Annotated in this window: 22 protein-coding genes; 12 read left to right on the plus strand and 10 right to left on the minus strand. The window is 74.7% G+C overall.

Annotated features, from left to right (window positions below):
* The first annotated feature begins 121 nt into the window (after positions 1 to 121).
* Together K1J57_RS09335 and K1J57_RS09340 are read left to right on the plus strand one after the other, a co-directional pair.
* Positions 122 to 706: an RNA polymerase sigma factor gene (locus K1J57_RS09335; protein WP_220564045.1), complete on the plus strand. Its 585-nt coding sequence runs from the start codon at positions 122 to 124 to the stop codon at positions 704 to 706.
* Positions 703 to 1,779, plus strand: coding sequence for a CU044_5270 family protein (locus K1J57_RS09340; protein WP_220564046.1), 1,077 nt, complete (start codon positions 703 to 705; stop codon positions 1,777 to 1,779). The genes K1J57_RS09335 and K1J57_RS09340 overlap by 4 nt, the downstream gene beginning before the upstream one ends.
* A gap of 470 nt (positions 1,780 to 2,249) precedes the next feature.
* On the opposite strand, the gene K1J57_RS09345 is transcribed toward K1J57_RS09340, so the two are convergent.
* The gene (locus K1J57_RS09345) at positions 2,250 to 2,771 is read right to left on the minus strand and encodes a YbaK/EbsC family protein (protein ID WP_220564047.1); all 522 of its coding nucleotides are present in this window, start codon (positions 2,769 to 2,771) and stop codon (positions 2,250 to 2,252) included.
* Positions 2,772 to 2,817: 46 nt separating this feature from the next.
* Positions 2,818 to 3,789: an ADP-ribosylglycohydrolase family protein gene (locus K1J57_RS09350; RefSeq protein WP_255646928.1), complete on the minus strand. Its 972-nt coding sequence runs from the start codon at positions 3,787 to 3,789 to the stop codon at positions 2,818 to 2,820.
* Positions 3,790 to 3,931: 142 nt separating this feature from the next.
* On the opposite strand from K1J57_RS09350, the gene K1J57_RS09355 reads away from it, so the two are divergent.
* The gene (locus K1J57_RS09355) at positions 3,932 to 5,761 is read left to right on the plus strand and encodes a PASTA domain-containing protein (protein WP_220564049.1); all 1,830 of its coding nucleotides are present in this window, start codon (positions 3,932 to 3,934) and stop codon (positions 5,759 to 5,761) included.
* 72 nt (positions 5,762 to 5,833) lie between these two features.
* Here the strand turns inward: K1J57_RS09355 and K1J57_RS09360 are convergent, their stop codons facing one another.
* Complete coding sequence (locus K1J57_RS09360; RefSeq protein ID WP_220564050.1) at positions 5,834 to 6,670, minus strand: SDR family oxidoreductase; 837 nt, start codon at positions 6,668 to 6,670, stop codon at positions 5,834 to 5,836.
* A gap of 248 nt (positions 6,671 to 6,918) precedes the next feature.
* Here K1J57_RS09360 and K1J57_RS09365 point away from each other — a divergent pair, with 248 nt between their 5' ends.
* The 6 genes from K1J57_RS09365 to K1J57_RS09390 are packed head-to-tail and all read left to right on the plus strand — an operon-like array spanning position 6,919 to position 12,588.
* Positions 6,919 to 8,097 (plus strand): substrate-binding domain-containing protein, encoded by a 1,179-nt coding sequence (locus K1J57_RS09365; RefSeq protein ID WP_220564051.1) that lies wholly within the window; start codon positions 6,919 to 6,921, stop codon positions 8,095 to 8,097.
* Positions 8,097 to 8,894: an ABC transporter ATP-binding protein gene (locus K1J57_RS09370; protein ID WP_220564052.1), complete on the plus strand. Its 798-nt coding sequence runs from the start codon at positions 8,097 to 8,099 to the stop codon at positions 8,892 to 8,894. The genes K1J57_RS09365 and K1J57_RS09370 overlap by 1 nt, the downstream gene beginning before the upstream one ends.
* Positions 8,891 to 9,667 (plus strand): ABC transporter ATP-binding protein, encoded by a 777-nt coding sequence (locus K1J57_RS09375; RefSeq protein WP_220564053.1) that lies wholly within the window; start codon positions 8,891 to 8,893, stop codon positions 9,665 to 9,667. The genes K1J57_RS09370 and K1J57_RS09375 overlap by 4 nt, the downstream gene beginning before the upstream one ends.
* Positions 9,664 to 10,563, plus strand: a complete 900-nt coding sequence (locus K1J57_RS09380) for a branched-chain amino acid ABC transporter permease (RefSeq protein ID WP_220564054.1) — start codon at positions 9,664 to 9,666, stop codon at positions 10,561 to 10,563. The genes K1J57_RS09375 and K1J57_RS09380 overlap by 4 nt, the downstream gene beginning before the upstream one ends.
* On the plus strand, positions 10,560 to 11,672 hold the full coding sequence (locus K1J57_RS09385; RefSeq protein ID WP_220564055.1) for a branched-chain amino acid ABC transporter permease: 1,113 nt from the start codon (positions 10,560 to 10,562) through the stop codon (positions 11,670 to 11,672). The genes K1J57_RS09380 and K1J57_RS09385 overlap by 4 nt, the downstream gene beginning before the upstream one ends.
* Before the next feature lie 13 nt (positions 11,673 to 11,685).
* Positions 11,686 to 12,588 carry an alpha/beta hydrolase gene (locus K1J57_RS09390; protein WP_220564056.1) on the plus strand — a complete coding sequence of 301 codons (903 nt, stop codon included), beginning with the start codon at positions 11,686 to 11,688 and terminating at the stop codon, positions 12,586 to 12,588.
* Here the strand turns inward: K1J57_RS09390 and K1J57_RS09395 are convergent.
* Positions 12,514 to 14,499, minus strand: a complete 1,986-nt coding sequence (locus tag K1J57_RS09395) for a helix-turn-helix domain-containing protein (protein ID WP_220564057.1) — start codon at positions 14,497 to 14,499, stop codon at positions 12,514 to 12,516. The two genes, K1J57_RS09390 and K1J57_RS09395, sit on opposite strands and share 75 nt — an antisense overlap.
* A complete protein-coding gene (locus K1J57_RS09400; protein WP_220564058.1) occupies positions 14,484 to 15,311 on the minus strand; it encodes a 3-hydroxybutyrate dehydrogenase in 828 nt (275 codons plus the stop codon). Before K1J57_RS09400 ends, K1J57_RS09395 begins: the two co-directional genes overlap by 16 nt.
* Positions 15,312 to 15,545: 234 nt before the next feature.
* Here K1J57_RS09400 and K1J57_RS09405 point away from each other — a divergent pair, with 234 nt between their 5' ends.
* Positions 15,546 to 16,772, plus strand: coding sequence for a PHB depolymerase family esterase (locus K1J57_RS09405; protein ID WP_220564059.1), 1,227 nt, complete (start codon positions 15,546 to 15,548; stop codon positions 16,770 to 16,772).
* Between the two features lie 154 nt (positions 16,773 to 16,926).
* On the opposite strand, the gene K1J57_RS09410 is transcribed toward K1J57_RS09405, so the two are convergent.
* The 4 genes from K1J57_RS09410 to sigK all read right to left on the minus strand — a co-directional run bounded on the left by K1J57_RS09410 (position 16,927) and on the right by sigK (position 20,803).
* Complete coding sequence (locus K1J57_RS09410) at positions 16,927 to 17,475, minus strand: MarR family winged helix-turn-helix transcriptional regulator (RefSeq protein WP_370634637.1); 549 nt, start codon at positions 17,473 to 17,475, stop codon at positions 16,927 to 16,929.
* A 168-nt stretch (positions 17,476 to 17,643) separates the two neighbouring features.
* Positions 17,644 to 19,263, minus strand: a complete 1,620-nt coding sequence (locus tag K1J57_RS09415) for an AMP-binding protein (protein WP_220564061.1) — start codon at positions 19,261 to 19,263, stop codon at positions 17,644 to 17,646.
* Between the two features lie 221 nt (positions 19,264 to 19,484).
* Positions 19,485 to 20,207 carry an anti-sigma factor domain-containing protein gene (locus tag K1J57_RS09420; protein ID WP_220564062.1) on the minus strand — a complete coding sequence of 241 codons (723 nt, stop codon included), beginning with the start codon at positions 20,205 to 20,207 and terminating at the stop codon, positions 19,485 to 19,487.
* Positions 20,204 to 20,803 (minus strand): ECF RNA polymerase sigma factor SigK, encoded by a 600-nt coding sequence (gene sigK / locus K1J57_RS09425; RefSeq protein WP_220564063.1) that lies wholly within the window; start codon positions 20,801 to 20,803, stop codon positions 20,204 to 20,206. Before sigK ends, K1J57_RS09420 begins: the two co-directional genes overlap by 4 nt.
* Before the next feature lie 137 nt (positions 20,804 to 20,940).
* Between sigK and K1J57_RS09430 the strand changes: the two genes are divergently transcribed.
* Both K1J57_RS09430 and K1J57_RS09435 read left to right on the plus strand, forming a co-directional pair.
* Positions 20,941 to 22,494: a molybdopterin-dependent oxidoreductase gene (locus tag K1J57_RS09430; RefSeq protein WP_220564064.1), complete on the plus strand. Its 1,554-nt coding sequence runs from the start codon at positions 20,941 to 20,943 to the stop codon at positions 22,492 to 22,494.
* A 75-nt stretch (positions 22,495 to 22,569) separates the two neighbouring features.
* Positions 22,570 to 22,857, plus strand: coding sequence for a hypothetical protein (locus K1J57_RS09435; protein ID WP_220564065.1), 288 nt, complete (start codon positions 22,570 to 22,572; stop codon positions 22,855 to 22,857).
* A 68-nt stretch (positions 22,858 to 22,925) separates the two neighbouring features.
* Here the strand turns inward: K1J57_RS09435 and K1J57_RS09440 are convergent, their stop codons facing one another.
* Complete coding sequence (locus K1J57_RS09440) at positions 22,926 to 23,594, minus strand: hypothetical protein (protein ID WP_220564066.1); 669 nt, start codon at positions 23,592 to 23,594, stop codon at positions 22,926 to 22,928.
* Between the last annotated feature and the right edge of the window lie 60 nt (positions 23,595 to 23,654).

Genomic DNA, 23,654 nt, shown 5'->3' on the forward strand with positions numbered 1-23,654 from the left:
CCTGCGTTTTCCCACCATGTGGACGTGCGGACAGGTGGTTCTGTCGACATCTCGAAAATGGCGTGTAATGAACGGCCCGCCGCCGACAGAAGAGGGGTGAAGGCACACCGAGAGGAGAGGGATGAGCGGCGATGACACGGAGGAGGGAGCGGGTGGACTGTTCACCCGCTTCTTCGCCGGCCACTACGACGACGTCCGGCGCTACGCCCTGCGGAGGCTGGGCCCGGACGCGGCCGACGACGTCGCGGCGGAGACCTTCTCCGTCGCCTGGCGCCGGTTCGACCGGATGCCCCGGGACGAGCCGCTGCCGTGGCTGTACGGGGTGGCCCGCAACATCGTGCGGGCCCGGTTCCGGGAGCTGAGGCGACAAGGAGAGATGTCGACCCCCTTCCCCGAGGGCGACCACCGGGAGCCGGGCGCGCCGGACCCGACCGGGGCGGTGGCCGAACGCGACAGCGCGCTGCGGGCGCTGGGGCGGCTCGGCGAGACCGACCGGGAGCTGATCATGCTCCTGGCCTGGGAGGGACTGGAGGTGCGCGACGCCGCCAGAGTGCTGGGCTGCACCACCGCCACGGCCCGTGTGCGGCTGTACCGGGCGCGGCGGCGGATCGAGCGCTTCCTGGACCATCCGCCCCCCGACGGGGCGCGCCGCCCCGTGGCCGCCCCCCGGACCCCCGCCCGCACCGCCCTGAAGGAGAACCCATGAAGGACACCGCGTTCAACGACGACGTCGCCGCCGTCCGGCGCCTGTTCGCCGGGCACGACCCGGCCGCCGGGTATCCGGAGGACGCGGCCGCGCGCGAGCTGTCCCGGATCGAGGTCATCGCCGCCGGGCACCGGCCGGGGGGCACCTCCCCGGCGCGGTCCCGCCGCCTCCTGCGCCCGGCGCTCATCGGGGTGGCCGCCGCGCTGACGGCCGTCGCGGTCGTCGTCCCGGTGTCGCTCCAGAGCGGGCGGCCCGCGCACGCGGAGCCGCCGCCCGCCCCGCTGGACGTGCCCGCCTCCGAACGCACCGGGGGGCGGGAGTACCTGCTCGACCTGGCCCGCGCCGCCGCGGCGGCGGAGCCGCCCGCACGCGACGGGGACGTGGCGTACGTGCGGACCTCGGAGTGGACGTTCACGTACTCGCAGGACGTCGACAGCGGACGGGCCGGCTGGGGGATCCTGCCGGAGGAGCGCAGCGTGTGGCGGGCCCCCGACGAGTCCGGGGTGGAGCTGTCCGTGCCCCGCGAGCCGGAGCACGTCGGCGGCGACGAGGGCCCGCTGGGCTTCCTGTTCGGCGACGGCACCGAGCGCTTCGAATGGGGGGACGGCGAGGGCGGAGACGGGATGTTCTTCACCTGGGAGCCGGACACGCTGTCCACCGACCCGAAGGAATTGGAGGAGCAGCTGGTCGACGGGGCCGGGTTCGACGCCGACACGCCGGAGGCGACCCTGTTCTACGCGCTCCAGAGCCTGTACACCGAGGCCCCCGTCGACCCGCGGGTCCAGTCGGCCGTGCTGCGGGTGCTGGCCGGGCACGAGGGGGTGCTCTACGCGGGCCCGTCCGAGGACCGGTACGGGCGCGAGGGCGAGCTCTTCCTGGTGGAGGAGGAGGGCGAGGAGACCCTGGAGCGCCGGATCATGTTCGACGCCGACACCGGGATGCCGCTCTACTTCGAGGTCGTCGCGGTGGAGTCGGAGTACGAGCAGCCCGAGGGGGTGGAGCTGCCCCTGGTCAACCACTACTCGGTGATCGTGGAGACGGCCTGGGTCGCGGAGGTCGAGGACCGGCCCTGAGTCGCCCGGCCGGGTCCGTCCACAGCCTGTGGACAGCGCCAAGGGCTCCCCGCCGTGGCGGGGAGCCCTTGGCGCTCGGCGCCGTGACCGTCCCCGGCTTGCGGGTCCCGGGGCGGGTCGTCCGGCGGGGCCCGTCCACAGCCTGTGGACGGGCCCGAGGGCTCCCCCGCCGTGGTGGGGAGCCCTTGGCGCTCGGCGCCGTGACCGTCCCCGGCTTGCGGGTCCCGGGCCGGGTCGTCCGGCGGGGTCCGTCCACAGCCTGTGGACGGGCCCGGGGACTCCCCTGCCGCGGCGGGGCCCTCGTGCTGCTCGGCGTCGTGTCCGCTCCCGGTCCGCGGGACCCGGGGCCGGGCCGCCCGGCCGGAACCGGGCGCACCGCCGGGTCCGCGGGACCCGGGCCGGGCGGGTTCATCGGGGGTGAGGTCCACGACGTGTCCGCCGGGTCCGCGGGACCCGGGCCGGGCCGCGGGTCAGTGCTGGGCGAGCGGGACGACCTCGGCGCCCGGGAGGGCGGCCACGAGCTTGCCCGGCACCCACAGCTTGGACCGGCGCAGCCCGCTGCCCACCACCACGTACGGGGTGGCCGCCACGGCCTCGTCCACCAGGATCGGCCACTCCTGCGGCAGCCCGAACGGGGTGATCCCGCCGTACTCCATCCCGGTCAGCCCTGTGGCCTCCGCCATCGGCGCGAACGACGCCTTGCGCGCGCCCAGGTGGCGGCGGACCACGCCGTTGACGTCGGCCCGGTCGGTGGCCAGCACCATGCACGCCGCGTAGGTGGTCTCGCCGCCGCGCTTGGCCGCCACCACCACGCAGTTCGCGCTGGTCTCCAGTGTCATCCCGTAGTGGGTGCAGAAGGCCGCGGTGTCCGCCAGGTTCGGGTCGATCGGCGCGACCCGCACCTCGGCGCGGCCCCGGACGGCCTCCCGGACGGGGGCGGCCATCAGGTGCTCCTGCTCGCCGGCGTCCACCCAGTTCAACGACACGGACATGGGCATGCTCCTCGTTTCGTGTTCCGGACGGCCCCAGCCTAGGGACCTACGACGCGGAATGCCGCCGCAGGATCTCCAGGGCGAGTCCGGCCAGGTCGTCGGACCGGTACCCGGGCCACCCGTGCACCGCCGACACGTACCCCGCCGGGATCCCCGACAGGCCCCACCGGGCCCCGGCCAGCGCACCGGCGATCGCCGCGACGGTGTCGGTGTCGTTGCCCGCCCGCACCGCCGCGTGCACGGCCGCCACGTACCCCTCCGGGTTGCGGGTGAGGGCCGACCACGCCGCCTGGAGCGCGCTCACCACGAACCCGTTGTTCGCGAACGTGTGCGGCGCCGCCGACTCCGCCTCGTCCAGCCAGGACTTCCAGCGGCCGCGCGCGTCCTCCGGCAGCAGTTCCACCCCGTCGCGGACGCCGTCCAGGGTGCCCTCCAGCACGGCCCGGCGGATCCCCTCGCACCACAGCACGCAGGCCTGCGAGGCCAGCGGGTCCCCGTGGGTCAGGAGGCTGTAGGCGTCGGCGGCCCGGGCCAGCCCCTCCGGGTCGCGCAGGTAGGCCAGGGCCAGCGGCCCGGTGCGCATCAGCGACCCGTTGCCCGCGCTCGCCACCCCCTCCTCGAACATGGACGCGGCGTACGCCGCCATCACCTCGGCGACCTCGGGGCGGCGGAAGGCGCCCCCGGCGCCGTCCATCACCCGGCGGGTCTGGTTGCCGATGTCGGTGGCCCCGCCGTTCGCCCACTCCAGGAAGGCGTCGGCGGTCGCGCGCAGCGCCCCGGCGGACAGCGGGTCGTCGTGGTCGCGCAGCGCACGGGCGATGCACACCGTCATCTGGGTGTCGTCGGAGTACTCCCCGGGCGCGTAGGGGCCCAGGCCGCCGCCGATCATCTCCGGCACCCGGCGCTCGGACAGCGTGGGGCCGAACTCGTAGGGCACGCCCAGCGCGTCGCCGCAGGCGGCGCCCAGCAGGACGCCCAGGGCGCGGTCCTCGATGCTTCCGGTGGGCGGGGTCTGCACGGTCGCCTCGCAACGGTTCGGGGGAAGGGCGGACAGCGCCGACATTACCGTTCCGGCCTTCGCCGGGGGGTCGGGTGAGCGAACCGGTACGGGGTGAAATCAGAGCCGAATTCCGGAATTCCGGCCCGTACAATTCCGATTCATGGAGACCCCCACCCCCGATCCCCACTCCGGCGCGGTCCTGGACGGACGCTACGTCCTCGGGGAGCGCCTTCGCAGTGATGCCTCGGGGAGCGCCTACGCGGCCCACGACCGCGCCACCGGGACGACCGTCGTCGTCACCGTCCTGCACCCGTGGCTGGTCGGCGACGCGCCGGCCGTGCACGCCTTCCGCGGCAGGGCGCAGCACCTGGAGGCCGTCTCCCACCCGGGCCTGGCCCGGTTCCTCGACCACGGCCGCGACGGGGACCGCGTCTACGCCGTCAACGAGTACCTCCGCGGCGAACCCCTCGCCGAGGTCCTGGACGGCGCCTTCCCCGTCCACGAGCCGCACCGGGCGCTCACCGTCATCGCCTCCGTCCTGGAGGCGCTCGACGCCGCCCACGCCCAGGGGATCGTGCACGGCGCCCTGACCCCCGACCGGGTCGTCGTCGGCGACGACGGGAGGGCGGGCATCACCGGCTTCCCGCTCCTCTTCGACGCCGCCGAGGACGAGGCCCCCGACACCCGGACCGACGTGCGCGCGGTGGGCCTGCTCCTGCACGCGCTCATCACCGGCGAGCCGGCCGACCCCGGCGAGGCGCGCCCGCTGCGCCCCTCGGCGCTGGTGGACTCCCTGCCGCCGGACCTGGACATGCTGGTCGCCAACGCGACCGACCCCAACCCGCGTTACCGGCCCCGCGACGCGGGCCAGTACCTCACCCTGGTCGAGCAGGTGATGCGGTCGCTGTCCCGGCCGTTGGAGGAGGGCGGCGCCGACACCACCCGTCCCATCCCGATCGCCGCCGCCGAACTCCCCGCACCCCGCCGCAGGCCGCTGCGGCGCCGCGTCCCCGTGCTGGCGGCCGCCGTGCTGCTGGTCGCCGCCCTGTTCGCGACCGGGTGGGCGCTGTTCCCCCGCGAGCCCGAGGCCACCCTCCCCGACCTGGCGGGGGTCGCCGCGGAGGAGGCGGAGGCGCGGCTGGAATCGCTCGGCCTGGGGCTGGTGGTCCGCTTCCGTGACACCTACCACGACACCGTCGAGCCGGGCGGGGTGGCGGGCAGCGAGCCGGGTCCGGGCGCCGTCCTGGCCGAGGGCGACGCGGTCATGCTGGCGCTGTCCGTCGGACCCCGCCACGCGGACGTCCCGGACGTGGTCGGCGACACCGAGAACGAGGCCCGTGACCTGCTGCGCGAGGCGGGGTTCACCCGCATCGACGTCGTCCAGGAGCACTCGGCCGAGCAGCTGCCGGGGACCGTCCTGGCCACCGAGCCCGCCGCGGGCCGGGAGGGCGACCGCGAGGACCCGGTGGTCATCCGGGTCAGCGAGGGCGTCATCGTCCCCTCGCTGGACGGGATGACACAGGAGGAGGCCGTGGACGCCCTCACCCGGGTCGGCCTGACAGCGGTGGTCGTGGAGCAGCACCACGAGACCGTCGAACCGGGCGGGGTCAGCGCCCAGAACCCCGAGCCGGGGTCGATCCTGCCCGAGGAGGGCGAGGTCTCGGTGACCGTCTCGACCGGCCCGGAGCCCGAGGAGGAGCCCTCGGAGTCCCCGTCGGAGACCCCCTCGGAGGAGTCCGGCGGCGACCGCGACGAGGAGTCCGAGGACGGGGACGGCGACGGGCACAACGACGGGCACGGCGGAGGCCAGGGCGGAGGCTGGGACGACCACTCCTGCTCCGCGCCCGCCTGGAGCCCCGGCACCACCTACGAGGAGGGGGAGCGGGTCAGCCACAACGGCCGCGAGTACGAGTCCCGCTGGTGGAACCAGGACAACGAGCCCGACTCCGGCACGCTCTGGGGCCCCTGGTCCGACCGCGGCCGCTGCTGAGCCCGCCGCCGGGCCCGCGCCGCGCCCGAGGCGGGCGCGGCGCGGGCCCGGGGCGGACGCCGCGCGGCGCGGTCAGCGGAAGTCGTCGGCGCGGTCGCGCGCCCACTGGGAGAAGGGCAGCGCCGGGCGGCCGAGCACCTTCTCGACGTCCCCCGACACCTCCTCGGGGCGCTCGGCCAGCGAGGCCCAGTACTCCAGCGCCGCCTCCGCGTACCCGGTGTCCCCGAACAGGGCGGTGAGCTCCGCCGCCGCCTCCTCCCGGGGCTGCTCCTCCCACCGCGCCGCCACGCCGACGGCCTCGCCGAGCAGCCGCACCTGGTCCCGCTGGGACACCGCCTCCGGGCCGGTCGTCAGGTAGGCCCTGCCCGCGTGCCCCTCGTCGACCAGGGCCCGCACCGCCATTTCGGCGACGTCGCGCTCGTGCACCAGGGACCGCCGCGCGTCCCCGTACGGGGCCCGCACCGTGCCGGTGCGGACCCGCCCGGACCACTGGAGCGCGTTGGCGGACAGCCCGGTCACCCGCAGGAAGACCCACTCCGCCCCGGAGTCCCGGACCGCGTCCTCCACCGCGCCCCACGACCCCCGCTCGCCGGGGTCCCCGCCACCGGCCTGCGCCGCCGAAAGGTAGACGACGCGGTCCGCGTGCCGGGCCAGCGCCGCCGCCACCGGCCCCACCCCCTCCGCCGTCATGAGCGGCCACACCAGGTAGGCGGCCCGGACGCCCTCCGCCGCCCGGGCCACCGCCTCCGGGTCGGTGACGTCGCCGGTCACGGCCTCCACCCCGGCCGGCAGGCCGTGGTCCTCCCGGCGGACCAGGGCACGCACGGGCACGCCCTCGGCGAGCAGGCCGGCCACCACGTGCCGGCCGGTGTTGCCCGTCGCCCCGGTCACCAGTACGGGTCGCTCCATGGTCGTTCCCCTCGGTTCCGCGGCCGGATCGCCCGGCCGTCGGAGGACAGCCTGGTTCCTCAACAAATGTTGAGGTCAAGGCCCGCGGTCCCCGAAAGGGCCCTATGGCGCCCCTCTACACCGGTTCGCGCCCGAATGTATGTCACATGTACATGTGAAACGGATCACCGTAGCTCTACCTTCGGGTTGGCACCCCATCCCCCAGCGCGGGCGATCGTGACGAGGCGGTGCCGACTGGAGGAAGAGAAATGCGCAAGACCCCCCTGACCGCCGCCTCCTGCGCGGTCGTCCTCGCCCTCACCGCCTGCGGCAGCCCCGGCGAGGCCGCGGGAGGGGGCGGGGACGGGCCCGTCAGGATCGGCATCGTCTACTCGGCCACCGGCCCGCTGGCCACCTACGGCGAGCAGTACAGGCAGGGCCTGGAGGCCGGACTCGACTACGCCACCGGCGGCACCATGGAGATCGACGGCCGCGCCGTCGAGGTCGAGTACATGGACGACGGCGGCGACCCCACCGCCGCGGTCTCCGCCGCCCGCGAGCTCATCGGCACCGGCCACGACATCATCGCCGGGTCCACCGCCTCGGGCATCGCCGTCCAGGTCGCCCCGCTGGCCGAACAGGACGACATCCTCTTCATCTCCGGCCCGGCCGCCACCGACGCCGTCACCGGCATCAACGCCAACACCTTCCGCTCCGGCCGCCAGACCTACCAGGACATCCTCGCCGCGGGCAGCTTCATGGACGACGCCGAGGGCTCCAAGGTCGTCGTGTTCGCCCAGCAGGGCACCTTCGGCCAGGCCAACGTCGACGCCGTCACCGCCGTCCTGGGCGGGGAGGGCGCCGAGGTCGACAGCATCCTGGCCCCGGCGGACACCACCGACCTCACCCCCTTCGCCGAGCAGGTCGGCAAGGCCGACGCCGACCTGGTGTTCGTCGCCTGGGCCGGGGAGACCGCCGCCGCCATGTGGCAGGCCCTGGACCAGCAGGGCGTCCTCGCCGACACCGAGGTCGTCACCGGCCTGGACATCAGGGCGTCCTACCCGGTCTTCGGCGAGGCCGGCGGCGACATCTCGTTCCTGTCCCACTACTTCGACGGCGCCTCCGACACCGAGGCCGCCCTGGCCATGCGCGAACGCGTCGAGGAGGCGGGCGGCACCGTCGACCTGTTCACCCCCGACGGCTTCACCGCCGCCCAGATGATCGTCCACGCCGCCACCGAGGGCGATACCACCGCCGACCGCGTCGCCGCCCTGGAGGGCTGGACCTTCGACGGCGTCAAGGGCGAGCTGACCATCCGCGCCGAGGACCACGCCCTGCTCCAGCCCATGTACCAGGTCGAGCTGGTCGGGTCCGGCGACTCCGCCGAGCCCGAGCTGGTCGCGGAGATCCCCGCCGCCGACGTCGAGCCCGTCGTCGCGGAGGGGTGATGGCCACCGACACCCCCGCGGGCGCGGCCACCGCCGCCGCGCCCGGCGCGGCCGCGGCCACCTCCCTGGCCCTGGACCACCTGAGCTGGTCGGTCGGCGGCGCCGTCATCGTCGACGACATCACCATGCACGTCGCCGAGGGCGAGTTCGTCGCCCTCATCGGACCCAACGGCGCCGGCAAGACCTCCCTGTTCAACCTCGTGTCCGGCCTCACCAGGCCCACCGCGGGCACGGTCTCCCTGGGCGGCGCCGACATCACCCGGTACGCCCCGTACAAGCGGGCCCGCCTGGGCATGGGCCGTACCTTCCAGACCTCCAGCGTCTTCGCCGACCTCACCGTCGGCGCCAACGTCGGCCTGGCCGTCCAGGCCCGCACCGGCGACTCCCGCAGGTTCTGGAAGCGCGCCGGGGACGGCGGCCCCGAGGCGGCCGCCGCCCTGGACCTGGTCCGCCTCTCCCACCGCGCCGCCGCGCCGGCCGGAGACCTCTCCCACGGCGACAAGCGCAAGCTCGAACTCGCCCTGCTGCTGGCCCGACGCCCCCGGCTCATCCTCCTGGACGAGCCCATGGCCGGGGTCAGCGCCGGGGAGGTCGGCGAACTCACCACCGTCATCCGGGACGTGCACCGCGAACAGGGATGCACGGTCCTCATGGTCGAACACCACATGGAGGTGCTCCTCGACATGGCCGACCGGCTGGCCGTGATGCACCACGGCGCACTGCTCGCCTTCACCGACCCCGACTCCGCCATGGCCGACCCCGACGTCCAGGCCGCCTACCTCGGGGACGGGGCGTGACCGCCGCCGGACCGCTGCTGGAGGCGGTCGACCTCAACGTGTGGATCGAGGGCTCCCACATCCTCCAGGGCGTCTCCTTCGCCATGCCCGAGCGCGGCGTCACCTCCCTGCTCGGCCGCAACGGCGTCGGCAAGACCACCACCGTCAAGGCCGTCCTGGGCCTGGTGCCCCGCACCGGCCGGGTGGTCTTCGACGGCGCCGACACCACCGCCGAGCCCACCCACGCCATCGTCTCCCGGGGCATCGGCTACGTCCCCGAGGAACGCGGGATCTTCGCCGCCCTCACCGTCGCCGAGAACCTACGCATCGCCGAGCGACGCCCCGGCCCTCACCGCTACGGCCTCGTCCACGAACTGTTCCCCGAGCTCGCCGCGCGCAGGGACCAGCCCGCGGGCACCCTCTCCGGCGGCCAGCAGCAGATGCTCGCCATCGGCCGCGCCCTGCTCAACGACAACCGCCTCCTCATCGTCGACGAGCCCACCAAGGGCCTGGCCCCCCGGATCGTCCGCGAGGTCGCCGACGCGGTGGCCCGCGCCGCCGAGGAGGTGCCGGTGCTGCTGGTCGAACAGAACCTGTCCCTGGTCCGCCGGGTCGGGGGCGACGCCGTCGTCCTGGACGCCGGCCGGGTCGTCCACACCGGCCCCGTCCCGGACCTCCTGGACGACGCCGACCGCGTCCGCGAACTCCTGGGCGTGTCCCGCGCGGCGGCCGCCCCCGCCGCCGCGCCCGCCACGGGCACGGCCGCCGACACCGAAGGGAGGCCGACCGCGTGAGCACCGTGGTCCTCCTCATCGTCACCGGGCTCGGCCTGGGCGCCCTCTACTTCCTCATCGCCTCCGGCCTGTCGCTGATCTTCGGCCTCATGGACGTGCTCAACTTCGCGCACGGGGCGTTCCTCGCCCTGGGCGCCTACGGCACGTGGTGGGCGGCGAACTTCCTGCCCGGGGCCGGCCCCGACGGGCCCGGGTTCCTGCTGGCCCTGGTGTTCGGCGTCGCCGCCGGAACCCTGGCCGCCACCCTCGTCGAACTGTGCGTCATCCGCCCGCTCTACGGCAGGCACCGCGAGCAGATCCTCGCCACGGTCGGCCTCAGCCTGGCCACCCCGGCGCTCCTCCAGGCCGTCTGGGGCGCCGACCCGCTGACCTTCCCCAAGCCGGACCTGGTCCGGGGCACCGTCGAGGTGCTGGGCGCCAGCATCCCCAGGGACCGGCTGCTGCTCATCCTCGCCGCGGCCGCCCTGTTCACCGCCCTGTGGCTGTTCAACTCCCGCACCCGCTACGGGCTCATCGTCCGCGCCGGGGTCCAGGACCGGGCCATGGTCACCGCCCTGGGCATCGACGTGCGCAGGTCGTTCACCCTGGTGTTCGCCATCGGCGGCGCCGCGGCCGCGCTGGCCGGGGCGCTGGGCGGCCTCTACTACGGCGTGGTCACCCCCACCCAGGGGATGTCGCTGCTGATCTTCGCGTTCATCGTCGTGGTCATCGGCGGCACCACCTCACTGACCGGCTGCGCGATCGCCTCCGTGACCGTCGCCCTGGTCCAGCAGTTCGCCAACTACTACACCGTCGCCGGACTCGGCGACATCGCCGTGGTCATCGTCCTCGCCCTGGTGCTGCTCACCCGGCAGGGCGGACTGGCCGCCAAGAAGTCCGCGGAGAGGGTGGCATGATCACCGAGACCGAACCCCGGGCGGCCGCCCGGGCCGACGACACCGCGGCCCCGGCCGCGAGCGGGCGGCGCCGACTCCCCCGCTGGGCCGGCCCGGCCGCCGTGCTGGTGGTCCTGGCCACCCTGCCCTTCTCCACCCTGACGGTCCCCGGCCTGTTCGAGGGCGCCCTCAACAGCCCGGCCACCCTGCACCTGCTCGCGTTCTGCCTCGTGTTCGGCGGCCTGGCCACCAGCTACGACCTGCTGTACGGGAGGGTGGGGCTGCTGTCCTTCGGGCACGCCCTGTACTTCGCCTGCGGCGCCTACACGGCCGCCCTCCTGATGCGGATCCTGGAGCTGCCCCTGCTGTGGGCGGCGCTGGTCTCCGTCCTGGCCGGAACCCTGCTGTCCCTGCTGCTGGGAGCGGTGGCACTGCGGGTCAACGGCATCGCGATGGCCATGGTCACCCTGGCGTTCGCCCAGGCCGGGTCCATCCTGGTGGCCCGCGACCCGGGCCGGGTGACCGGCGGCGAGGAGGGCCTGTCGCTCAACACCGCCGTGGTCCCCGACGCGTTCGTGGGCGTCATGAACACCGCCAACCTGTACTGGGCGGCGCTCGCCTACGCCGCGCTCGCGACCGTCGTGGTGTGGTGGCTGTCGGCCTCCCCGGTGGGCCGGGTCTGGCAGGGCATCCGCGCCAACGAGCAGCGCGTCGCGGTGCTGGGCGTCGACCCCTACCCGTACAAGCTGGCGGCGTTCACCGTCGGCGGCGGCCTGGCCTCCCTGGGCGGCGTGGTCTACCTGCTGGTCACCGGCGGGGTCACGCCCACCATCACCACCGCCGAGTTCACGCTCACCCTGCTGGTGATGGTGGCCCTGGGCGGGGCGGGCAGCCGCTGGGGCGCGGTACTGGGCGCCGGGCTGTACACCTACGCCGAGCACCGGCTGCGCCAGGCGGGCGGGGAGGCCTTCTCGGCCCTGCCCGACTGGATCGCCGCCCCGCTGTCCCAGCCCCTGTTCATCCTCGGAACGCTCTTCGTCCTGATGGTCTTCTTCTTCCCCGGCGGCCTGACCGCGCTGCCCGGGCGGGTCCGGTCCGCGCTGCGCGCCCGCCGGACCGCACACGAATGAGAGGGAAAACCGCATGAGCGACACCACCCCGGTCGGCGGGGACGAGTACACCGTCCCCGTCCCCGGGGGCGACCTGGCCGTCACCCGGTGGGGTGACGGCCCCGGCGTCCCCGTCCTGGCCGTCCACGGCATCACCGCCAACGGCCACTCCTTCGCCCGCACCGCGGCCGAGCTGGCCGCCCGCGGCGGCCCCCCGCTGCACGCGCCCGACCTGCGCGGGCGCGGGGCCAGCGGCACCCTGCCCGGCCCGCACGGCCTGGCCGCCCACACGGACGACCTCGTCGCCGTCCTGGACCACCTGGGCGTGGAGCGGACCGTCTGGGTCGGCCACTCCATGGGCGCGTTCGTGGCCTGCCTGGCCGCCGTGCGCCACCCCGACCGGGTGGCCGGGCTGCTGCTCGTCGACGGCGGCCACGGGCTCCCCGTCCCCGCCGGGACCGACATCGACGCCGTCCTGGGCCCGGCCATGGCCCGGCTGCGCATGACCTTCGGCTCCCCCGACGACTACCGGGCGTTCTGGCAGAGGCACCCGGCTTTCGCCGGCCGGTGGAACCCCTGGGCCGATGACTACGTCCTGCGCGACCTCACCGGGACCGCCCCCGACCTGCGCTCCACCTGCGACGAGGCGGCCGTGCGGGTCGACGGCGGGCAGGTCCTGTCCGACACGGAGGCCCTCGGCGCGATCCACCGGCTCACCGTCCCCGCCCGCCTGCTGTGGACGGCGCGCGGGCTCATGGACGAAACGCCCGGGCTGTACACGCCCGAGCGCCTCGCCGGCCTGCCCGACACTCTGGCCACCGTCGAACTCCCCGACGACAACCACTACACGCCGCTGTTCTCCTCAACCGCCCGGCTGCTCGCCGAGCAGGTCCACACCCTTGTCCAGGAGACCGTGCAGGTGCAGGGCCAGCTGTAGCTCCAGCGCGCGGTCGGGGTGCTGCCAGTCCTCCCCGAGGAGCTGGCCGATCCGCTCCAGGCGCTGCGACACCGTGTTCACGTGGATGTGCAGCGCCGTGCGGGCCCTGGACAGGTTGCCCCCGGCCGCGAAATACGCCTTCAGCGTCTCCACCAGCACGGTCCCGCGCCGCTCGTCGTACTCCAGCAGCGGACCCAGCGCGGACCGCACGAACCCCGGCACGTCCCGGTCCCGGCCCAGCAGCAGCCCCGAGAACCCCAGGTCCTCGGCGGTCGCCAGGTCGCCCTCCCGGCCCAGCGCCCGCAGCGTCTGCACGCACCGCGCCGCCTCGGCGAACGCCGGCCGGAACCGCTCCGGGCCGTCCGTCGGCCCGGCCAGCCCCACCGTCACCGGGGCACCCCCGGCCGCCAGGGCCAGCTCCTCGGCCGCACGCCGCCCCGCGGCCCTGGGGTCGGTCCCCGGCAACGCCAGCACCAGCTGCCCCGCCCGGCTCCCGGCCAGCCCGCCGGTGGTCTCGGCCACGTGCGTGGCCGCCGACCGCAGCCGCCCCGGGTCGGCGCCCGGGGCCTCGGCCACCACCAGCACGTGCGGCGCGTCCAGGTCCGCGTGCAGCAGGGCCGCGCGCTCCCGCAGCGAACCCGGGTCGCGCGCCGGGGTCTCCAGCAGCTCGTTGAGCAGGTCGCCGCGCACCCGGTGCTCGGTCTCGCTCACCGAACGGCGGATCAGCAGCAGCAGGGCCGTCACCATCGCCGCCCGCTCCAGCACCCGCTGGTCGGTCTCGTCCAGCTCCACCCCGCGCAGCACCAGCGTGCCCAGCGGTTCGCTGCCCGCCGCGGCCGACGCCACCCAGGCGTTCCCGGCGCGCACCGCGCGGCCGCTCGCCAGCGCCGCCCTCACCGCCTCCTCCACGGCCCCGTCCGGCTCCGGCTGGTGCGGGCGCTCGGTCACCGACCCCTGCGGGGTCGCCGTCACCGTCACGTCCGTGGTCACGTCCCGGACCGTCACCGACCCGCCCAGCACCTCGGCGATCGCCGCCGCCACCTCCCGCACCCCGCCGCCGCGCAGCACCAGGTCGGTGAGGCGGTCGTGGGCGGCCGCCGACCGCTCCACCGACGCCGTGTGCCGCTGCAACCGCTCGTTGACGGTGTGCAGCTCGTCCAGCGCCCGCCGGGTGTCGTCGATGAGGTTGGCGCTGTCGATCGCGATCGCCGCGTGCGTGGCCAGCGACGACAGCAGCGCCACCTCCGAGTGCGCGAACGGCCGCTCCCGCCGGTTCGCCGCGAACAGGACCCCTACATCCCGGCCGTTCATCTTCAACGGGACGCCCAGGATGGCCACCAGGCCCTCCTCGCGCACCGCGTGGTCGATGTTCTCCGCGTGGGCGAACCGCGGGTCGGCGAAGTAGTTCGCCGTCACGTACGGCAGCGCCGTCTTGGCCACCAGGCCGCCCAGCCCCTTGCCCGCGCCCAGCCGCAGCTGCTGGAACGACGCCGACACCGACCCCGACGTCACCCGCATCACGGTGCCGCCCGCCTCCGGGTCGCTCAGCGTCAGGTACGCGATGTCGGTGCCCAGCAGGTTGCGCGCCCGCTCCACGATCGCCCGCAGCACCTGGTCGAGGCTGCGCATCCCCGCCAGGTCGTTGGCGGTCTCGAACAGGGCGCTCAGCTCCGACTCGCGGCGCTGCCGGTCCCGCATCACCGACCGCACGCGCAGCGCGGTCAGCTTGGCCGCCTCCAGGGCCGCCACCACCTCCGGGTCCGCGCCCTGGGCGCGGGCCCGCAGCACCGGGCGCTCGTACTCCACCGCCGGCGCGTCGCGCAGCAGCAGGTCCAGGAAGGGGGCCTGGCCGGCGACGCCCGCCGGATCGTCGCCGGGCCGGGAAGGGGTCGTGTTCAGCTCGCGCTCCATGCTCCGTCCACCGGCAGCGACGCCCCGTTGATGTACGACGCGTCGTCACCGCACAGGTAGGCGACCAGCTCGGCCACCTCCTCCGGTTCGATCAACCTCTTCAGCGGGGTCCGTGCCAGCAGCACCTCCGACACCACCCGCTCCTCGGGGATGCCGTGCGCCGCCGCCTGGTCCGCGATCTGCTTCTCCACCAGCGCCGTGCGCACGTATCCCGGGTTCACACAGTTGGAGGTCACCCCGTGTGGGGCCCCCTCCAGCGCCACCACCTTGGAGAACCCCTCCAGCCCGTGCTTGGCCGTCACGTACGCCGACTTGTAGGCCGAGGCGCGCAGCCCGTGCACCGAGGAGATGTTGACGATCCTTCCCCAGCCCCGCCCGTACATGTGCGGCAGGGCGCCGCGCACCAGCCGGAAGGGCGACTCGACCATGAGACGAAGGATGAACGAGAACCGCTCGGGAGGGAAGTCCTGCACCGGCGAGACCGTCTGCACGCCGGCGTTGTTCACGACGATGTCGCAGCCCCGGGCGGCCTCCTCGGCGGCGTCGAGGTCGGTCAGGTCCAGTACGACCGGCTCGCCCACACCCCGGTCGGCCAGGGCGCCGAGGGCGTCGGCGTCCACGTCGGCCAGACGCACGGAGGCGCCCGCGTCGGCCAGGCGCAGGGCGCAGGCCCGGCCGATGCCGCCGGCGGCACCCGAGACGAAGGCGGTCTTGCCGGTCAGGTCGACCCGGGCGGTGCGCTCCGCGGGCCGGGGGGAGGGGGTCCGGGGGGCGCGCCGCGCCGTATCCGCCGGGAACTCGTGCGTCGTCATGGCAGCAAGGTAGGCCCGAGCGCGCGGCCGGGGGATAGGAGGCGGGGACACACCACCGGACCCGGACATGTGGACATCGGCCATGCCGCCGGAGTCCCCTGTGGGGTTCGCACTGGACAGCGACATGTGATCGGGGTCTCTGCTACATGTCGCATGGATCACACGCGCGTTAGGGTCCGGTCAACGGTTCGGCCGAACCCCCCGCTCACGCCGTATCCCAGGAGGCAACCCCCCATGGACTCCGCCGCCCGCCGGGCGCGGGTGCCCCTCGCCCTCGCCGTGGCCACCGTCCTCGTCACGACCGCCGCACTGCTGGCCGCCCTGGCGCCCCGCGCGCACGCCGCCGCCCTCACCCCCGTCACCTCGTTCGGCACCAATCCCGGCAACCTCTCCCTGTACACGTACGTGCCCGACGGGCTGCCCGCCGACGCGCCCCTGGTGCTCCTCTTCCACGGCTGCGCCCAGGACGCGGCCGCCTACCACCGGCACTCCGGCTGGGCACAGGCCGCCGACACGGGCGGGTTCGCCCTCGCCTACGCCGAGCAGAAGACCGCCAACAACGCCAACCGCTGCTTCAACTGGTTCGAGCCCGGCGACGTCGCCCGCGACTCCGGGGAGGCCCGCTCGGTCCGGTCCATGGTGGAGCACACCGTGTCCGCCCACGGCCTGGACGCCGACCGCGTGTACGCCTCCGGCCTGTCCGCCGGCGGCGCCATGGTGAGCGAGGTGCTGTCGGCCTACCCCGACCTCTTCGCCGGGGGCTCCATCGTCGCCGGGATCCCCACCGGCTGCGCCTCGAGCATGATCGACGCCTTCACCTGCATGAACCCCGGCCGGAACTGGACGCCGCAGCAGTGGGGCGACAGGGTCCGCGCCAAGAACCCCGGGTGGACCGGTCCCTGGCCGCGCGTGGCCGTCTGGCACGGCACCTCCGACACCACCGTCGCCCCCGCCAACGGCACCGGCAGCGTGCGGCAGTGGACCGACGTCCACGGCATCTCCGGCTCCCCCACCGCCACCGAGTCGCTGCCGGGGTCCACCACCGCGTCCTACTACGGCGGGGCCGACGCCGCCTCGGCGCGGGTCGCGCACTACTCGGTCTCCGGGCTGGGGCACGGCACCCCCGTCGACCCGGCCTCGGGCTGCGGCACCGCGGGCGCGTACTTCCTCGCCTCGGTCTGCTCCACGGGGTACACCGCGGGGTTCTGGGGGCTGGCCGACGGCCCCGGCCCCGATCCCACCGACCCGCCCACGGAGGAGCCCACCGAGGGGCCCGGGTCCGGGGAGTGCGTGCGCGCCACCAACTACGACCACGTCCGGGCGGGCCGCGCCGTCCAACGGCTCGGCCTGGCCTACGCCGCCGGCTCCGACGACCCGCTCGGCCTGTGGAACGTGTTCGTGACGACCTCCCTCACCGAGACCTCGGCCGGGTACTGGGAGAACACCCCCGGCGCCTGCTGAGCCCCCGGGAAACGGGAGCGGGCGGGCCGGGGACCCCTCCCCGGCCCGCCCGCCGGTCCCGGGCCGGGCACGACCCCCGCGGCGCCCGGACCGCCCGTCGCCGCGTTCATCCCCGAACGGGCGCGGTGACGGAGACAGGCACCTCTCGGGCCTGTCAGTCCTGTGTGCCGGGGTCCGGCGCCCCGCGGGCACCCTCCCCGGCGAGCGCGGCGAGCCGCGCGGGCATCCGGGCGCGGCCGCCCAGCACGTTCCCGGTCAGCCGCCGCAGGGCCAGCCGGGTGGACTCGAACTCCTCCTCGGGGAGGTCGATGGCCTCCCCGACCGCCTCCGGGATCCCCTCGGCCAGCTCCCGCATCCGAGCGCCGGACGGGGTGAGCGCGACCAGCACCGAGCGCTCGTCGCGCGGATCCCGGCCGCGGTCCAGCAGCCCGCGCGCCTCCAGCCGCTTCAGCAGCGGGGTGAGCGTGCCGTAGTCCAGCTGGAGCGCCGAGCACACGTCCTTGACCGAGCACTCCCCCCGCTCCCACAGCAGCATCATCACGAGGTACTGGGGATAGGTGAGGTTCAAAGGCTCCAGGAGCGGCCGGTAGAGGTTGGTGACCGCACGCGAAGCGGCGTAGAGAGCGAAACACATCTGCTCATCGACGCGGGGGAGGGGGAAATCGTCCTCGGACGTTTCAGGTCGGTCGGGCATCGGCAACATGGTAGTAACCCCGTACCCGATGTCAAAGCACACAAATGTCTTGCACGCAAGGAAAAAAGGAACCCAATTCCCCAAGGATTCGGATTCCTTTCATGGTCCGGCATTTCCGCACGCCCGGGCCCGGACGCCGCCCCCGCCCGGGGAGGGGACGGCACCCGGACGCCGCCGTCACTGGCGCGGAACGTCGAACGGAAGCCTGCGCTTGACCACCTTTCCGGCGGCGTTGCGCGGCAGCTCCTCCAGGAACACCACGTCCCGGGGAACCGAGAACCGGCCCAGCACCCCGCGCACCCGCATCCGGATCTCGTTCGGGTCCAGTACCGCGCCTTCGTGCGGCACCACGAACGCCGCGAATCGCTGACCGAACTCCTCGTCCGGCACCCCCGCCACCACGACCTCGCGCACGCCCGGGAGGGCGACGATCGCCTCCTCCACCGGCCGAGGGAACACGTTCTCCCCACCGGAGACGATCATGTCGTCGTCCCGGCCGGCCACGTGCAGCAGCCCGTCCGCGTCGATGTACCCCCGGTCCCCGGTCTCCATGAGACCGTCGGCCACCCGCTTGCTCCTGCCGTTGGTGTACCCGTCGAACAGCATCGCGTTGCCGACGAAGATCGACCCCTCCCGCTCCGGCGGCAGCTCCGCCCCGTCGGCGTCCACCACCGCCAGCCGGGTCCCCAGCGGCGCCCGCCCCGCCGTCGTCGGCGAGGTGCGCATGTCCTGCGGCGTCGCGATCGTCGCCCACGACACCTCGGTGGACCCGTACAGGTTGTAGAGCACGTCCCCGAACTCGTCCATGAAGCCCGTGATCAGCTTGGGGCTCATCGCCGACCCGCTCACCGCCACGATCCGCAGCGACGACGTGTCGTAGGCGGCCCGCGTCGACCTGGGCAGGTCGAGGATCCTCTGCAGCATCACCGGCACCGCGAACAGCGCCGTGCACCGCTGCTCCTGGACCGTCCGCAGCACGTCCTCCGGCTCGAACACCCGCCGCATCACCAGGGTCGCCCGCATCGTCATCCCCAGCTGCACCCCCGCCAGCCCCCAGGCGTGGAAGGCGGGCGCCGACACCAGGATCCGGTCCGAGGACCGCAGCGGGATCCGCGACAGGATCGACGCGGCGTCCTGCGGGCCCCGCGGGGTGGGCCGCCGCGCACCCTTGGGCGTACCCGTCGTCCCCGACGTCAGCACGATCAGCCGCCCCGGGCTCCCGGGCGGCTCCTGGTCGTCGCCGTCCAGGGGGACGCTCCCCCACGCCAGGTCCGAGGCGCCGGAGTCGCTCCACGCCGTCAGCCGCGGGACCTGCGCCGGGATGAGCGCGCACAGCTCCGCGAACTCCTCGTCGGCCACCAGCACGGTGATCCCGTTGGCCTGCGCCACGTCCGCCAGCTGCGGTGCCGAAAGGCCCGTGTTCAGCAGCACCGTGTCCGCGCCCAGGCGGCCGCAGGCGATCATCGTCTGCACGAAACCGCTGTGATTGCGGCACAGCAGCCCCACCCGGCTCCGGGGGCCCGCGCCCGCCTCCCGCAACGAGCGGGCCAGCGCACGCCCGCGCAGGTTCATCACCGCGAAGGTGCTCTCGCCGCGCTCGTCGACGACCGCGGCGTGGTCGGGGGCGCGCTCCCCGGCGGCCGCGTATCCGCCCGCGATCGTCGCCCCCCAGGTTTTGAGGGCGCGCAGCTGTCGGGCGATCCTGTCCGGCCGGCCCGGCGAGAGGACGCCCGCGCGCACCAGGACCCGGGCCACCTCGAAGGTGTGTCGTACACGGGACGGACCATCGGTAGCCATGCTGTCTCCGGGGGGTACGGGGACGGGCGAAGCCTTCCGCGCCTCACCGGGCGGCCTTCGCCGCGTGGACCACCCGGAAATACTGCGACCGTAGGCGACGGGGCGGAGCGTTTCTCCGTACGCGGATGAGCGGTCACCCGCCGTTCCTTGTCACTTCGGGACACGGTCGCCCCGTCGACATGTCGACACCGCGTGTCGACATGCGGTGTCGACACGTCGCCTCACATGTCGATGGTGAGCTCCTCCCCGCTCGGCTCCGCCCTCTCCCCCTCCGGCTCCAGTGACACCCACAGCTGGTCCGGCGAGCCCATCCCTCCGGCCAGCCCCGCGTGGTGCCCGCCGTCCGAGGCCTCCAGCACACCGGCCGGACGCACCTCGCCGCCCGAGAACCACCACATCCGGTAGTCCATCCCCTCCGGCGCCCGCGGCAGCCCCTCCACCACCAGGACAGCGGCGTCCCGGTCGTACGAGGCGAACAGCGTCGCGCGGGCGTCCCCCAGCGGGGCCTCCATCATGTTCGTGTCGGACGCGGCCAGCAGCGCCTCCATCTCCGCGGCCCGGGCCTCCTGCGCGGCCAGCCGCTCGTTGGCCGACACCAGGGCCCCGGCCAGCACCGTGCAGAACAGGGCCAGCGCCGCGGCCAGCCCCCACGGGGCCCACCGCGCCGGGTTCCGGACCCGGGCGCGCCCGCCGGCCCGCCCGGTACGGCGCGGCGGCTCCTGCCGGGTCCGCTCCGCCTCGGCGCGCAGGGCCCGCCACACCCGCTCCCCGGGCCGGACCGCCTCGGCGCGCGCCAGCCTGGCCGTGGTCTCGCGGAACTCGGCGAGGTCCCGGCGGCAGTCCTCGCACTCCGCGAGGTGCCGCTCCGCCCGGCGGGCCTCCTCCGGCTCCAACGCGTGGACGGCGTACCCCGCCGTCAGCCCGTGCTCCCCGGTCCGTCTCACACCGTCACCCCCAGGCAGTCCCTCAACTTGATCAACCCGTCGCGGAGCCTGCCCTTGACGGTGGTCAGCGGTACCCGCAGCAGGTCGGCGGCCTGCCGCTGCGTGTACCCGGTGTAGTACGTGAGGCGGACCGCCTCACGCTGCCCCTCGGTCAGCCGCCGCAGGCAGCGGCGCACCTTCTCCTGTTCCAGGCGGTTCTCCACCTGCTCGGGCACCGCGTCGTGCGGGGTCGCCCCCGGCTCCAGCCGACCCGCCGCCGACAGCCTGTCCGACGCCGCCTGCTCCGACCGGACCCGGTCCACCGCCCTGCGGTGGGCGATGGTGCACACCCACGCCGCCACGCTCCCCAGCTCCGGATCGTGCCGCGAACCCGTCCGCCACACCTCCAGGAAGACCTCCTGGCACACCTCCTCCGCCTGCGCCGTGTCCACCAGCACCCGCCTGGCCACCCCGAAGACCGGCCCCGACAGCTCCCGGTACACCTCTTCGAACGCCTCCAGGTCGCCCAGGGCGACCCGGCCCAGCGGCTCCGCCAGAGGGTCGCCCCGCCATGTCCCCGCCCCCTCCGGAGCCGGGTGCGATCCCGCCCGTATCACCGGACCACCAGCCTTCCCTGTTCGTTCACCACGGGGTTCGGACCAGAGGGGCGCCGGGAGACCCCGGCCGCGGATCCGTGATCCTTCTGTTACCCGAAGACGTGTCGCCCTCCCGGGACCGGCTCCGAACGAGGGGCATGACCGACACACCGAGCAGCCTCCCCGCGGTCCCGGCCGCCGTCGCGGGACTCGTGTCCGCGGGCGCCGCCCTGGCCGCGGCCGAGGCCGTCGGAGCCCTCGTGTCCCGCCCCGCGGCGACACCGCTCCAGGCGGTCGGCGCCGGCGTCATCGACCTGGTGCCCCTCCCCCTCAAGCAGTTCGCCGTGGACACGTTCGGTACAGCGGACAAACCCGTCCTGCTCGGCGGCATCGCCGTCCTCCTGGCCTGCGCGGCCGTGCTCATCGGCATCGCCTCCGTCCGCAGGCGCGCCGCCGCGATCGCGGGGACGGCCCTGTTCACCGCCGCCGGCCTCACCGCCGCGCTCACCCGGCCCGACGCCGGACCGCTCGACGCCCTGCCCACCCTGGCGGGCGCCGCCGCCTTCGCCGCGGTCCTCGCCCTCCTCACCCGGACCCCCGCCCCGACCGGCGGGGACGGCCGGGGCGGCTTCGACCGGCGCAGGTTCGTCCTCCTGGCAGGAACCGCCGCGGCGGCCTCCGCCGCGGTCGCCGCCGGAGCCCGGCTGGTCCCCGCCGGCCGGGGCGGCCTCGCCCCCGCCGACGTCACCCTGCCCGTCCCCGGCGACCGCGCCGCGCCCCTGCCGGACGGCATCGACCTGGAGATCGACGGGCTCGCCCCGCACTTCACCCCCGCCGCCGACTTCTACCGCATCGACACGGCCCTGTCCGTGCCCCGCATCGACGCCACCGCCTGGTCACTGCGCATCCACGGCCTCGGGGTCCGCGACGAACTCGTGCTCACCTACGACGACCTGCTCGGCCACCCCGACCTCCGCGAACGCGACATCACCCTCGCCTGCGTGTCCAACCCCGTCGGCGGTGGGTACATCGGCAACGCCCGGTGGACCGGCGTCCCCCTCGCCTCCCTGCTGGCCCAGGCCGGGGTGCGCTCCCCCGCCGACGGAGGCCCCGCCGACCAGCTGGTCTCCCGATCCGAGGACGGGATGACCCTCGGCACCCCGGTCGCCGACGCCATGGACGGGCGCGACGCCATGCTCGCGGTCGGCATGAACGGCCGCCCCCTCCCCCGCGAGCACGGCTTCCCCGTCCGCATGGTCGTCCCCGGGCTCTACGGCTACGTGTCGGCCTGCAAGTGGATCGTCGACATCGAGCTGACCACGTTCGACTCCTTCGACGCCTACTGGGTCCCCCGCGGCTGGGCGGCCCGGGGACCGGTCAAGACGCAGTCCCGCATCGACACCCCCCGCGAGGGGGCGGACCTCCCGCCGGGCCCCACCACCGTGGCCGGGGTCGCCTGGGCCCAGCACACCGGCATCGACAGGGTCGAGGTCAGCATCGACGGCGGCCCCTGGACCGAGGCCGGCCTCGCGCCGGAGGGGACCGCCGACACCTGGCGCCAGTGGGTCCTGGAATGGGACGCCGAACCGGGCGGGCACCGCATCGCCGTCCGCGCCACCGACCGCGCCGGCCGGACCCAGACCCCCGACCAGGCGCCTCCCGCGCCGGACGGGGCCACCGGCCACCACACCGTCACCGTGACCGTGGCCTGAGACCCCGCCCCCGCACGGGGGCGGCCCCGGCCCGGACCGAGGGCCGGGAGGGAACCGAGAGAAGAGGAACCGGAGATGCCCACCACCTTCCACAGGGCCCGCCGCCTGCTCGCCGCCGGAGCCATCGCCGGTGTCGCCGTGTTCGGCGTCGCCGCATGCGAGAACACCGGAGAGGGCGGCCCGGTCGACACCGAGGAGACGTCCGAGGAGCCGATGGAGGACGGGACGGAGGAGTCCGGCGGGATGACGGACGACATGTCCGAGGATGACTCCATGTCCGAGGAGCCCATGGAGGACGACATGTCCGAAGAGGACCCCATGGACGGCGAGATGTCGGAGGAGCCCATGGACGACGAGGGCTGACGCCCCGCGCCCGGGCGACGGCCCCCGACCGCTCCCCGGAGCGGAACGGGGGCCGCCGGCCGCGTGCGTCAGCCGGTCACGGTGATCGGCGAGGACGGGTCATCGGCGTTCGTCACCAGGTAGGTCGCGGTGAAGCCCGACTCCGTGGCCTCCACCGGGCAGCCGAAGCCGCCCTCCACCACCACCGGGGCGGAGGTGTCGAAGGCCAGCGTCGAAGCGGGCGAGCCGTTCGTCCAGGTGCCCGACACCCCGACCGGGGCGTCGGGGCTCACCGTCGCGGTGCACGAGGCCAGGCCGCTGGTGGTCACCACGATCCCGCCCGCGGGGACGGTCATGGTGCCCACCGACGGGGAGCCGTTCTGCATGGACATCTCCCACACCGGGTCCGCCACCGTGACGGTCGCGTCCACGAACAGCACGTTCGTCGAGCAGTCCTCGAACGTGGGCGCGTTGATCGGCCCGGACACGGCGCCGTCCGGGTTGTGGTTGCCCGGGGCGGCGGGCACGAGGTTGTTCCCGCCACCGGGGTCGGTGGCCGAGACGTCGCAGGTGATCACGACGCTCCCGGCGGTGAAGGTGGCGCTGCCGGACAGGGACGCGGAGAACGCGGCCCCGGCCGGCTCGACCGTCGTCGGACCGGCCTGGGCGGCCAGCGCGGTGCCGCCGGGCAGCAGCAGGGCGGCGCCGGTCAGGGCGAGCAAGGAGTAGGTGCGGGATCTCGGTCGCGGAACCGACATGAACACTCCTAAGAGAGGACTTGTGCCAGGGATGCGCGCCATTCGGTAGCCGTGGTTTTC

The organism is Nocardiopsis sp. MT53 (assembly GCF_019598965.1).
GTDB classification, from domain to species: Bacteria; Actinomycetota; Actinomycetes; order Streptosporangiales; family Streptosporangiaceae; genus Nocardiopsis; species Nocardiopsis changdeensis.